Genomic DNA, 12,865 nt, shown 5'->3' with positions numbered 1-12,865 from the left:
CTTGGTTGAAAGCTGTGCAAAAGATCAACATAATGGCGCTCCTTTTTTCAACAACTGAACTATTGAAACGACCATGCTAAACGAGCTAGATTGGCTTTTAAATACATTACTACTTGCACTAGGTTTAGGTGCATTCTTTATCAACCAACTGACACTGCTTCGCGTTGCTGCGATTAGTGCGTGTGGTTTGTTATTCCTATCATTTAGCTTAGATCTTATGTCGTCGAGTATTATTTCAAATATGAGTTTAGTGTTGATCAACACATTTTACTTGTTCAAAGTTTATACGTTTGGGCAATTTAGCGTATCTCAGCATTAATTACTTCCCCTTAGAATATTTTATAGCCCAGTTTTTCTGGGCATTTTTATATCTCACTGTTAAAAATCTTGGGTCTGGGTTTGAACTAAGTTAAAATTTATCTCGTAACAGGGTCTGTTGACCTTTCAAGGTTAAATTTGCAGCAGTCTGTTTGGTATTTAGGCAAGGCAGAGCCTATGTGGTGTGGTATTCCCCATAGATAGGTGATAACGCAGCATCAATGCCAAACAGGCGCTGCCCTTTGGGTTCTACCTAGGGGCGATTTACTCTTTGTTGCTCGGTTTTTACTTAGCCCACTAGGTTACAAACCTCGCGCCGCGATTAAACCGCCTCTATTTTGAACAAATTTTAATCCGCAAAGGTCAACAGACCCTTGCCTAATTTGAGATAAGCCCATGCCATTGTCAGATTTCGATTTATTCTTATCTTCTATGGAAGATGTTACCCCCATAACGCATGACACTGTGACCTTACCACCTAAAAACCATAAAGCGGTCATCGCCCAGCAAGAAAAAATAAAGCAGCACAATCAGATTTAGTCTCTGAACAGTTCAATCCGTTGGATGAACCACTTGAATTACTCGATCCATTTGCCATATTAAGCTTTAAAAAAGAGGGCGTACAAAGCGCGGTTTTTAAAAATGTAAGATTAGCGAAATATCAGCTTGATGCGACGCTTGATTTACATGGGCAACTTTTAAAAAATGCACACGCATCATTATTAGCCTTTGTTCAAGACTGCCATCAGCGAAATATAAGAATGGTACTCGTTCGCCATGGCATAGGTATTAAAAATAAAACCAAGCCAGGGATATTAAAAAGTTACGTAAATCAGTGGTTACAAACAATTCCATGCGTTTTAGCGTTTCATACTGCACTTAGGCAGCATGGAGGAAGTGGTGCGACGTATGTTTTATTGAAGAAAAGTGATGATAAAAAGCATCAAAATAGAGAAATACACAGCAAGCGTAGCTAAATCTTGCTGTGAAAATAAGGGTCAGATCAGCAGCGCTGCCGCATTGGCTTGATTAAACCAGGCAGATATTCCTAATATAATGATAGATACAACCACGATGCTAATTTTTGCGCCCCCTTGATTGGGTTTCATAATTCATCCTATTTTTTTATTATTGTTAGAACTGTTTTTAACAATAATAAAAATTACAAATGTTAACAAGCTGTTTCTGTTAAAAATTAAACAAATTTTAATCCTTGAAGGCCAACAACTGCCAATTAATAACCTTGCTGCTTATCAATGCAATTTATTAATGGCTGTTTCGCTTTTAAACGCAAAATGTTTTCTGCTATTTGTTCAATAACACTATCCAGATCTGACAACGCAGCACAGTGCGGTGTTAAAGTAATACCTGGATGCAACCAATAAGGGTGTTCGCTTGGCAGTGGTTCACTGGCAAACACATCAAGCGTTGCTGCGCGTATACGTGTATTGTTAAGTGCATCAAGTAAATCAGCTTCTACTATATGCCCACCTCTGGCCACATTAATCACCACAGCATGTTCAGGCAGTTGCTCAAGTAACTGTTTATTAATAATGCCTTGGGTACTGCTGGTAAGCGGTAATAAACATACTAAATAATCGGTTTGCGCAAGCATCTGTGTTAAGCCGTCATCACCATGATAGAGTGTCGCAATGTTTGATGTTTTAGGGCTTCGGCTCCAAGCATTTACGTTAAAACCGTTATTAACCAGCCTATGTGCACATGCTTGACCTAGTTCGCCAAACCCTAAAATGCTTACTTGATTATGTTTATGCGCTCTTTTAGGTTTCCATATACTTTGCTGTTGCTTTATTGCATATTCTTTTAATCGCAATTTTTGTGCTAATACATGGGTAAGTACGTATTCAGCCATATCGTTGGCTAACTGTTTATCAACAATACGCACGACCTCTACATCCGCAGGTAATAAACTTAAATCAATGCTATCAACGCCTGCGCCAAATGATGACACAGCCTTTAGGTTTGGTAACGTGGGCCACAGTGATGCAGGCGCATTCCACGCTAAAACGAACTCTACACTCTCTAAATTTTGGCAATCATTAAGTTCTTCAATTCGAATACTAGGCAATCGTGATTGCATTTTTGCTATTAATTTTGTGTTGTCTCGGCCTGTTATAGCCACCAAAACTGACATGATGATTCCTTAAAAAGTAACCCTGAATAGTAGTACTGATATGGTTCAATTCAATAGTATGTAAACGGTTTTAAAAAGTCACACAACTGACCGCGTATTGTCATATCCGCACTCTAAGCTAAACATATTGGCTTTAGCCTAGTATAAAAAAGAGGTGCGTATGATCAGTGTAGATAAAGTAATTGCGACTAACTTACCACAGTTAACTAACTCATTTAAAATAAAAAAACTGGTAAAAAAGAGCCTTAGCTACTTATTACATGAACAAGAGTTTACAAACTTTGCAACAACTTATCCCCATCTTCAAGGAATAGAATTTGTCGAGCAAGTACTTGATGAACTTGATTTTGACACTCGATACAAAGCAAAACAAATAGAAAATATTCCCAGTGAAGGGAAAATTGTCATTATTGCTAATCATCCAATTGGATCCTTAGATGCGCTTGCATTAATTAATGTGTTATCGACGGTGCGTGCCGATTTAAAAGTCGTGGCTAACCGAATGCTAATGACCGTTGATGCAATGCATTCATTATTACTACCCGTTGATAATTTGTCGGGGCAAAGTAAAAAACAAGAGCTTAGTAATATCCACCAGCATTTAAAAAATGAAGGAGCATTACTTATTTTCCCTGCGGGTGAAGTTTCTCGACTTCGACCAACAGGGATCAAAGACTGTAAATGGAACAGCGGGTTTTTACGTATCGCTAAAAAAGCCAATAGCCCAATTTTACCCATACATATAAAAGCCAGAAACAGCCCGCTTTTTTACGGTGCCTCTATGCTATATAAACCGCTTGCCAGTTTATTACTAGTCAAAGAAATGTTTAAACAGCGCCAAAAATCGCTCGAATTTGAAATAGGCGCCTCCATTGCTCCTGAATCTTATTTAATACCCGATTTAAAAGACAAGGAAGTGGTCGAGCTTATACGAAAACAGCTGTACCGTTTAACCACTAAAAAAACACTGCCACTAAAAACTCATGCCCCTATTGCCTCACCAGAGTGTAAAAAAGAATTAAAAAAAGCCATCGAAAGCTGTGAACATTTAGGTAAAACCAGTGATGGCATGGTTATTTATTTATACCAATACCAAGGCAGCTCACCGTTATTTCGTGAACTGGGTCGCTTACGGGAAATTGCCTTTCGTGCAGTAGGTGAAGGCAGTGGCAATCGCCGTGATATAGACAAATACGACATGCATTATCAACACTTAGTCTTATGGGATGCACAATCACTCGAACTAGTTGGCGCTTACAGATTAGCCTGCGCGCAGGATGTGATTGAACAGCACTCTCAACGTGGGCTTTATACCGATAGCTTATTTAATTATACCCAAGAGATGACGCCATACTTCAAGCAAGGCATAGAATTAGGCCGTAGTTTTGTACAACCCAAATACTGGGGCAGAAAAAGCCTCGACTATTTATGGTATGGCATTGGTGCTTTTATTAATCGCTACCCCCAGTATCGTTACTTATTTGGTGCAGTGAGTGTGTCAAACGCACTGCCAGAGCAAGCAAAATCCTTACTGGTGCATTACTATCAGCACTATTATGGCTCTGAAAAGTCACTCGCAACGCCTAACAATGCTTTTCGTCATACCCGTGAGCAGCAGATTCAATGCACTAATTTGTTTATGGGTAACAACATCAAAGAAGACTTTGTAGAACTTAAACACATACTGGCTAATATGGGCACCCATGTACCCACACTATTTAAACAATACACCGAGCTATGTGAGCCAAATGGGGTAACGTTTTTAAGTTTTAGTATTGATCCGCAATTTAATAATTGTATTGATGGATTGGTATTGGTCGACCTTAAGAAAGTAAAACCGAGTAAAGCAAAACGCTATTTGGGAGCGCAAGACACCGCCTCAATAAACTAAGCTTTGCCGTTAAAATATTAACTTAAGCGCCTAAGCTTGGGCGCTTAAACTTAAATACTTAAACTTAGGCAATTTCATATTTATCAAATCCCCTGATTATTAGACTGAGTAAATATATGTACTAATAGTTGGGTGTATATTTTCTCTATTTGTAACAAGTCGCTAATGGGCACATGTTCATTAACTTGATGAATGGTCTGGTTTAAAACCCCGCACTCTATCACTTGCGTGTTTTTACTTGCAAAAAACCGCCCATCTGAAGTCCCGCCGCTGGTACTAAGTACTGGATAGCTTCCGGTCACGTTAAATATTGCCTGCTCTAGCTGGGCGAGTAAGCAGCGCTCTGCCCTATGGCTTGTATAATAAGGCTCACATGGGCGCTCCCATTGCACCGTTAAATATTCGTTTAAATCATTCAGTGCAGTAAGTACCAGCTGTTTCACATCTGTACTTTTATACCCATGGCTGTAGCGAATATTAAACGTAATATCACATTGAGCAGGCACTAAATTATCAAGCACGTTATCAATATTAATACCGGTAACTTGCAAGCTTGTTTTTGAGCTTGGCTCATCTAAAAGCCAATCAATTTGGGTTAATCTATTCACTACTTCAGCGCTGATATGCGCAGCATTGATGGTATTTTCAGGATAGGCCACGTGTCCTGCTTTTCCTTGAATGGTTAAACGTGCTGACAGCGCGCCACGTCGGCCATTTTTTATGGTGTCGCCCACTTGCAAATGACTTGTAGGCTCACCAACAATACAGCCATCAAGTACAACACCTTGTTGTGCTAGGCGTTTCGCAATCAACACTGAGCCATGCTCTGCCTCACCTTCTTCATCAGAGGTGATCAACCAATACAAGGTGCCCTGCTTTTGCTGCGCACTATGTATTAGCGACTGCGTTGCGCTAAGCATGGCTGCAATGCCTCCTTTCATATCGGCGGCACCACGCCCATAAATCGCATCATTAATTATTTTTCCATCAAACGGATCAGCTAACCAGCCACCTTGCGCAGCAGGGACCACATCAATATGACCAGAAAATGCCACCACAGGGCCTGCTCCAAAAGATATTTTAGCAATTAAATTAGTGACATTATGGGCACTAAACTGCTCAATGCTAAAACCTAAATCAGTTAGCTGATGTGCCAGCCACTCAATACCACCAGCGGAATTAGGCGTAATTGACTTAAATTGGATCAGCGTTTGTAAGTGACTGAGCGTTTTTAACTGTGCAATAGTTAAGTACGGCGCGGGTACTTTTTTGTTGATAGCTTTTGTCATAATAAACACACCTCGTTTTAGCAGTGTATTTATTACAACGACTTTTTATGACCGCATTATGAAAGTACAGGCTAACGTGTGCCCTCTTCTATTAATGTTTCTCGTGTCACCTGCACAATGTGTTTATCTTCTTTGGTTAATCTGGTTTTTTTCCATGCGCCACGCATAAACCAAGCGAACGCTATCAGTGCGATGGTTATGTTCGTAATTGCAAACGAATACCATATTCCCTGATCGCCAAGCAAAGTGTGATTAGAAAGAATATAAGCGGCAGGAAACTGCACCACGCATTGTGATAATAACGCGATAATCATGGCATTAAGCATATTCCCAGAGGCACGAAAAGCAGCAACAATACAAAGCTGAACACCAATTCCCCCCCAGCTTAAACACATCACTTGAACAAACTGCGCGCCTTTATTTATTACACTGTTATCTTCGGGAATAAAAAATGCCACCAGCGTATCAGCATACAAGTAAGCAATGCCCCCAACAAAAGAAAGGCCTATTAATCCCCACATACTGGCAAGCTTCGTTATTTGCTCAGCCCGTTTAATATTGCCGGCGCCCATATTTTGCCCCACCAAGGTTGATACCGCCATTGATAAACCCATGGCAGGGATCATCACCATTTGCAAAATATTAGAGCCCACGCCATAAGCCGCAATGGTAACGGTTCCAAAGCTTGCCACTAAAAATGACATGATGATCAAGCCAAAAGCACGTGTTGATAATTCAATAGAACCAGGCGCTCCTAAGAAAAAAGCCCGTTTCATATATTGCCAATCGGGATAGAAGCTTTTTAGCTGTAATTGAATGCCATGGCGACCGCGTAAAAATATAATAATGCCCGCCAGCGCCGCTAAACTTTGTGTAACTAAAGTCGCTAGCGCAGCGCCCATAACGCCAAGCCCTTCAAAACGGCCATAACCAAAAATAAATAGCGGATCGAGAATAAAATTAAGTAACACTGTGGTGCTAACTATGATTAAAGGTACTTTAGTTTGCCCAATGCCCCGCATTAGCGATTGGAACATGGCGTAAATAAACACAAAAATAACGCCAATAAAGGACACATGCATAAACTTAAGCGCATCACTGTAAACCGCCTGCTCAACGCCTAGCAGTTTTAAAAAGTATGGGGAAAGTACATAACCAAGTAGCCCTAACACTAAGGCGGTAAATGCAACCATTAACACCGTTTGCGCTGCAACATGGTTCACTTTATCTTGCTGACCTGCGCCCATGTATTGCGCCGATAAAATAGCACCGGCCATTGCAAGCCCAGAGCCTATAGCAATGACTAAAAAAGTGATCGGGGTACTAATAGACACTGCAGCGACTTGGGTTGCTCCTAATCGCCCAACCCAAAATGCATCCGTAAGCTGATAAGCCGACTGCAATATATTAATGAGGATAATAGGAATACCTAATTTCAACAGCGCTTTAGCAATGGAGCCTTGAAGAAATAGTTGACCAGAGGGATTCATGAGGTCGCTTACTTTTATTAAACCGTGAACATAGCCTTAGTTTAACAAAACTAGCTGATTATATTATGAATACTTCGTTTGCGGCTTGTATTTAAGTGATCAGTCAATAATTTTTAAGCACTAATTAAGTAAAAGTTTAATCTAAATCAATAAATAGAGGCTCTTTACTCATCCGCTTTTGAAACTTTGATCTAGAACAGGTTTTTATTTTTAACCTCGAGCAATAATAGCCTCAATCAACAAATAGTCACACAGTAGTTCACGGAGAACAACATGAAAACTAAACTAAGCATTGCAATACTTACTTCTTTACTGGCTCTTTCTCCTGCAGCACACGCTAACTTTAGTGTTAATGTTGGCGCAATTAATGTTAATCCAGATAACGATGGTTCAAAAATTAACGAAGCACCTACTCTAGGCTTAAAAGGCGACTCAGATACTCAGTTAGGTATTACTGTAGATTACGCATTTAACGACCAATGGGTATTAGAGCTTATTGCAGCAACGCCGTTTTCTCATGATGTAGAAGGTACTGGTGGTTTAGCTGGTAATAAAATTGCTGATATTAAACATTTACCACCATCACTGGTTGCACAGTACCACTTTTTAGATAGCAGCTATGCACTTCGTCCGTTTGTAGGTGTGGGAATTAACTATACGACCTTCTTTGACGAACAGCCTTCTGCAGCACTTAAAGCAACGTTAGGAACTAACGATGTAGAAGTAAAACTAGATGATTCATTTGGTTTTGTTGCTCAAGTAGGTGCTAACTACAAGATTGATGAAAAATGGGGCCTACACGCTATGGTATCTATCATGGATATTGATACTGATGCGACTGTTTATGCTAATGGCGCAAAAGCATTAACATCAACCGTGTCACTTGACCCTGTTGTAGCTATGTTTGGTCTTAAATACTCGTTCTAATAACGTTTATGTGTGTGTTAAAAAGGCCGTTAGGCCTTTTTTTTTGCCTGTGTTTAGCGAGGTAAGTTATTTACTTTTTTTTGCTCAAGCATTTCTTTCCAGTGAATTATTTCAGCCGGTAAAATGGGTGCAACCCCGTCAAAGCCTGCAACCTCGAGCATATGCTCAACACTGACCACCCCTTTCTTACTTTTAAACACGCCGCGCACATAAGCAATGGCATGTAAGCCACGTTCTGAATGAAACTTTTGTTCAATATAAAAGTATTTATGATCCCAGCCAACCAAACGCGTACTAATGGTAAAACGTTGCATTGGCTTAATATCGCGGATGTAGGTAATGGCTGTCGCATTAACAATAGGAAACCAACGACGTTTCATTATTTGCTTAAGCAAACCAACCCGTTCAGTCATCCAGGTACGCGACAAGTCCATCATCGCTAAATAGCGCGAATTGGTTAAATGCAAATTAATATCGCAGTCACTTGGTAATGCTTTGTAGTCTATATCAACCGTATCTAACAACGATTGATAGTAACGATTACGTTTAATTTTAAAAAATAACAGCAGTAGTCTAAAATATAAGTTCACAGTAGAGGTCTTATCAGTTGAGTTTTTATCAGTTGAGTTTTTATCAGTGTATCATAGCGATTGACTCCTTTGGTTGTTTTTAAACCAAGGAATCAATCACTAAATGAGGATATTTGGGTATCTATCTTTAAACTTTAACCGTTTTGCGGTTAATGCCGTAATCACGCAATTTATTAGCCACTGCAGTATGACTTAGTCCCAAGCGTTTAGCTAACTGACGAGAGCTAGGATAGGCAGGATAAAGCTTACGCAGTAAGGTGGCTTCAAAACGCTTAACCGCTTGATCAAGCGAGCCCTCAAAATCAGACTCTAAATAGCCTAAATCATGGGTAAACGTGGGTAACTGTAGATGTTCAACGCGCAGTTCACTGTCTTCCAACAACGATACAGCACGGTAAATCGCGTTTTCTAATTGGCGTACATTGCCAGGCCATGGGTAATCTTGTAAAAACGTTAAACATTCTTCAGATAACTCGGGGACTGTATGACCATTTTGCTGCGCATATTTTTGAATAAAGTGTTCAGCAAGTGGCCCAACATCCGCTTTACGATCTCTAAGCGGCGCAATTTCCAGTGTTAATACATTAATTCGGTAGTATAAATCTTCTCTAAATACGCCCTCTTGAACCATTGCTGGTAAATCTTTTTGCGTGGCAGCAATAATACGCACGTTCACTTTAACTTCGTTTTCGTCGCCAACTTTTCTAAATGTACCGTCTTGTAAAAAACGTAGCAATTTAGTTTGTAGCTGCGTCGACATTTCACCTACTTCATCTAAAAATACCGTTCCACCATCCGCTTGTTCGAGTACACCACGTTTAGGCGCTGCGTTTTCTTCATACCCGGCATAACCGAATAGTTCGGACTCAGCAACATCATCTGGTAACGAGGCACACGATAAAGCAATAAATGGTTTTACTGAGCGGTTAGATGCATAGTGACAAGCTCGTGCTAGCAACTCTTTACCCGTCCCCGTTTCACCCGTAATAAGAATGGGAGCTTCAAGTTGCGCCATTTTTCGCGCTTCGCGAACCACACGGCGCATCGCCGTGCTAAAGTTATGAATAGTCGCGAAGCTTTCTTGGCCATAACGCCTAAAAGCACTCACTTGCTGACCTAAACGGCTTTGCGATTTTATATTAATTACCGCGCCCGCTAACACATCGCCTTCGCTGCCTTGAGGGACCGCAATAGGCAGAATATCAGCAATAAAATCTTCACCTGCTACTTCAACACGCGTGGTTTGCCCCAGTACTTCTTTGCCCTCTAACCAACGCGTAAAGTTAAAGCCTTTGAGCAAATTATTAATATTAGCACCGGTGACTTCTTTTTCTGTGAGTTGTAAATCTTTGCAGGCTGCGTCGTTACACAGGCGCACCCACCCTTTAGCATCAATAGATATAACGCCATCAGGAAGTGCTCTTAATAAGGTGTTAAGTTCGTTGTGCTCACGTTCAGACGGTAAAAACGCGGTTGTGCGTACATCATGTACACCATCGATTAAGCGAATAGACGGCATGATTTTTTGAAATTGTTCAAATTCAATCTCAGGAAAACTCACATACATACGACAATTTACTGAGTCGACTTCAATCCCCTTTAAGTCAACATTGTAGCTAACTAAAATATTAAGAATCTCTTGAGCAATACCAACTCGGTCTGCACAGTGAATATCTAAACGCATACACCCTCAGGTAAGGAAAAACTAGTTGGCGTGAATAATACGCTAACTCTGTTTACGAGCATAGTTTATTGTAAAGAAATTTGGACGAAAAAATGTTTTTTTACTAACTAGAGGGCTTTTTCAAGCACTTAACGCATTCAAGCTTGGCTGTTCACTAAAAGTCGGGGTTATTGCAACTCAATTTAGTCAAGCTGGCCTTGTATAAATTATATGCTGCAATGAGCGAATCATTACTGTCCATACGCCAATATTCGCTCATGTTTAATCTAAGTGGTGATTATTAAATTAAAGTAGTAAAGGTTAACTATTATTAAAAATTTAGTAGCTGTAACTACCCGTAAAACAAAGCTTTTATTTATTTTTCAAGCTGTATTTAAACAGTGTTAAAGATAACGTTGGTATGACAATGTTACCTATGATGTTAAAGATATTTTTTGATAAGTTTAGGTGTTTACTGCAGCAAATAGGGGTTCACACACTGGTATTTAACAATTACATAACCGATGTATGATAGCGCGCTCAACGCTTCCCCTCGCACAAAGGTCTATGTATACTTAGGCGCAATTGTAACTAGGATAAGGGTGTGACTCTTACCTAAACGTATAGCTGCGTTTAGCAAACCATTACCTTAGCTGCATAAAAACACTGATGATCGAGCATTTATTATACTTTTTATGAGTAAAAATTTAGCTAAATAAAAAACCACAAGGTCATCAAAACAATAATGAATTAGGAAGTAAATATGAGTTCAAATTCTGACAGTGGCTGGTTTGGTCACCCTAAAGGACTTTCAACCCTGTTTTTCACAGAAATGTGGGAACGAATGAGTTACTACGGTATGCGAGCGATGCTCGTATTATTTATGACAGCAAGTTTACAACAAGAAGGCCTAGGATTTACCGTTGCTTCTGCTGCTGCAATTTATGGCTTATACACAGGTTCAGTATACTTTTTAGGTTTACCTGGTGGTTGGTTAGCAGATAGATTGTTTGGTGGCCAAAAAGCAGTATGGTATGGCGGTATTATTATCATGTGTGGCCATATTATCTTAGCCGTGCCACATGAATATTCATTTTTCATTGGTTTGATCTTTGTTGCAACAGGTACTGGTTTACTTAAACCTAATATAAGTGCCATGGTTGGTCAGCTTTATACTGACGAAGATGAGCGCCGTGATGGTGGTTTCGCTATTTACTACATGGGTATTAACTTAGGTTCTTTAATTGGTTACTACGTGTGTGGTTACTTTATGGAAAACGTAGGTTGGCACTGGGCATTTGGTGCCGCGGCTGTTGGTATGGGTATTGGTTTAATTCAATACAAGCGTACACTTAAAAACTTACCAGATCACAGCGCCTTACCTGCTAACCCATTAAGTCCTAAAGGTACTTCGCGCGCATGGGGTGGTATTGCTGCATTTGTTATCGCGACCGCCGGTGTTACCGCTGCTGCGATGACAGGTGCTATTGTCATTAACCCATCGATTGTTGCAGGGTACACCGCAGTTATATTTACTGTTATCTTTTTCGTTTACTTTGGCCTTATATACTTCAAAGGCAAACTAACCGATGCTGAAAAACAAAGAATGTGGGCGCTATTTTTAGTCTGTGTCGCTTCAGCCTGTTTTTGGTCTGGCTTTGAACAAGCCGGTTCTTCATTAAATCTGTTTGCTCGTGACTACACAGACCGTCTGGTTGGCACATTTGAAATTCCAACGACCTGGTTCCAATCTCTAAATTCATTGTTCATTATTGCGCTATCACCATTCTTTGCCGCTTTTTGGATTAATTTATCTAAAAAAATGGTCTCGCCTACTTACAGCGTAAAATGTGCGTTGGGCCTCGTTATTATGGCTTCAGGCTTTTTAGTAATGTTTATGGCAGCACACTATGCCGCTGAAGGCTTAAAAGTAGCACCTTATTGGCTTGTTACTACGTATTTCTTACACACAGTGGGTGAGCTTTGTTTAAGCCCAGTTGCATTGAGCGCTGTAAGTAAGTTATCGCCTCGCCGCTTTACTGGTCAAATGATGGGGGTATTCGTACTTACATACTCTATCGGTAACGTTATTTCAGGATTACTTGCTGGTAACTTTGATCCTAACAATGTTGAAGAAATCCCGAACCTTTACCTACAAATTGCCTTATTTAGTATCGGTGTAGGTATCATCTTAGTACTGATGAGTTTTAAAGCTAAAATATGGGAAAAACAAGGTTTAGAACAAACCGCACCAACACAATAATTTAGATTTATCACACGCATAATTATGAGCTTTGATAAATGATATCAAATACCTCCTGTAGTTAACTGCAGGGGGTATTTTTATGGCCGCTAGATTAAACCACACAATTTTTACATTCAGCCGTTTATTATTTATACCTCATCACTGTGCACAAACGAGTTTATAGCAGCAAACCATCAATACTCTTTGATTTTATATATATCGCAGCTAACCAAACTCATTAAAAGTGTAAATAATAAAATACAAAAACCGCACTTTTTTAAGCGCAAAAAAACTAAA

The 12,865-nt window shown here is 39.9% G+C and carries 9 protein-coding genes and 1 pseudogene; 5 read left to right on the top strand and 5 right to left on the bottom strand.

The annotated features are described in order from the left end of the window. Positions 1-73 precede the first annotated feature (73 nt). Both PSM_RS04830 and smrA read left to right on the top strand, forming a co-directional pair. A complete protein-coding gene (locus PSM_RS04830) occupies positions 74-319 on the top strand; it encodes a hypothetical protein (RefSeq protein ID WP_013464466.1) in 246 nt (81 codons plus the stop codon). 395 nt (positions 320-714) lie between these two features. After that, positions 715-1,295: pseudogene (gene smrA / locus PSM_RS04825) on the top strand (DNA endonuclease SmrA). A 257-nt stretch (positions 1,296-1,552) separates the two neighbouring features. Here smrA and PSM_RS04815 read toward each other — a convergent pair. Next, positions 1,553-2,473 carry a 2-hydroxyacid dehydrogenase gene (locus PSM_RS04815; RefSeq protein ID WP_013464462.1) on the bottom strand — a complete coding sequence of 307 codons (921 nt, stop codon included), beginning with the start codon at positions 2,471-2,473 and terminating at the stop codon, positions 1,553-1,555. Positions 2,474-2,633: 160 nt separating this feature from the next. Between PSM_RS04815 and PSM_RS04810 the strand changes: the two genes are divergently transcribed. Next, positions 2,634-4,364 (top strand): GNAT family N-acyltransferase, encoded by a 1,731-nt coding sequence (locus tag PSM_RS04810; protein ID WP_013464461.1) that lies wholly within the window; start codon positions 2,634-2,636, stop codon positions 4,362-4,364. Between the two features lie 83 nt (positions 4,365-4,447). Here the strand turns inward: PSM_RS04810 and dapE are convergent, their stop codons facing one another. Both dapE and PSM_RS04800 read right to left on the bottom strand, forming a co-directional pair. Then, positions 4,448-5,653, bottom strand: a complete 1,206-nt coding sequence (gene dapE / locus PSM_RS04805) for a succinyl-diaminopimelate desuccinylase (RefSeq protein WP_013464460.1) — start codon at positions 5,651-5,653, stop codon at positions 4,448-4,450. A gap of 71 nt (positions 5,654-5,724) precedes the next feature. Then, complete coding sequence (locus PSM_RS04800) at positions 5,725-7,143, bottom strand: MATE family efflux transporter (protein ID WP_013464459.1); 1,419 nt, start codon at positions 7,141-7,143, stop codon at positions 5,725-5,727. Between the two features lie 273 nt (positions 7,144-7,416). On the opposite strand from PSM_RS04800, the gene PSM_RS04795 reads away from it, so the two are divergent. Further along, entirely contained in the window at positions 7,417-8,070 is a 654-nt protein-coding gene (locus PSM_RS04795) for an OmpW/AlkL family protein (protein ID WP_013464458.1), read from the top strand. 53 nt (positions 8,071-8,123) lie between these two features. On the opposite strand, the gene PSM_RS04790 is transcribed toward PSM_RS04795, so the two are convergent. Together PSM_RS04790 and tyrR are read right to left on the bottom strand one after the other, a co-directional pair. Continuing rightward, complete coding sequence (locus tag PSM_RS04790) at positions 8,124-8,660, bottom strand: thioesterase family protein (protein ID WP_013464457.1); 537 nt, start codon at positions 8,658-8,660, stop codon at positions 8,124-8,126. A 127-nt stretch (positions 8,661-8,787) separates the two neighbouring features. Beyond that, complete coding sequence (gene tyrR / locus PSM_RS04785; protein ID WP_013464456.1) at positions 8,788-10,344, bottom strand: transcriptional regulator TyrR; 1,557 nt, start codon at positions 10,342-10,344, stop codon at positions 8,788-8,790. Between the two features lie 742 nt (positions 10,345-11,086). On the opposite strand from tyrR, the gene PSM_RS04780 reads away from it, so the two are divergent. Then, positions 11,087-12,586 carry a peptide MFS transporter gene (locus PSM_RS04780; protein WP_013464455.1) on the top strand — a complete coding sequence of 500 codons (1,500 nt, stop codon included), beginning with the start codon at positions 11,087-11,089 and terminating at the stop codon, positions 12,584-12,586. Positions 12,587-12,865 lie beyond the last annotated feature (279 nt).

This window comes from Pseudoalteromonas sp. SM9913 (assembly GCF_000184065.1).
GTDB classification, from domain to species: Bacteria; Pseudomonadota; Gammaproteobacteria; order Enterobacterales; family Alteromonadaceae; genus Pseudoalteromonas; species Pseudoalteromonas tetraodonis.
Note: the sequence above shows the minus strand (reverse complement) of the source record. Positions and strands in the feature narration are given on the sequence as shown.

Excerpts from the sequence above, each read along its gene's own strand:
- PSM_RS04800 (WP_013464459.1), bottom strand. The coding sequence starts at position 7,143 with ATGAATCCCTCTGGTCAACTATTTCTTCAAGGCTCCATTGCTAAAGCG.
- PSM_RS04795 (WP_013464458.1), top strand. The coding sequence starts at position 7,417 with ATGAAAACTAAACTAAGCATTGCAATACTTACTTCTTTACTGGCTCTT.
- dapE (WP_013464460.1), bottom strand. The coding sequence starts at position 5,653 with ATGACAAAAGCTATCAACAAAAAAGTACCCGCGCCGTACTTAACTATT.
- PSM_RS04810 (WP_013464461.1), top strand. The coding sequence starts at position 2,634 with ATGATCAGTGTAGATAAAGTAATTGCGACTAACTTACCACAGTTAACT.
- PSM_RS04780 (WP_013464455.1), top strand. The coding sequence starts at position 11,087 with ATGAGTTCAAATTCTGACAGTGGCTGGTTTGGTCACCCTAAAGGACTT.
- PSM_RS04815 (WP_013464462.1), bottom strand. The coding sequence starts at position 2,473 with ATGTCAGTTTTGGTGGCTATAACAGGCCGAGACAACACAAAATTAATA.
- tyrR (WP_013464456.1), bottom strand. The coding sequence starts at position 10,344 with ATGCGTTTAGATATTCACTGTGCAGACCGAGTTGGTATTGCTCAAGAG.
- PSM_RS04830 (WP_013464466.1), top strand. The coding sequence starts at position 74 with ATGCTAAACGAGCTAGATTGGCTTTTAAATACATTACTACTTGCACTA.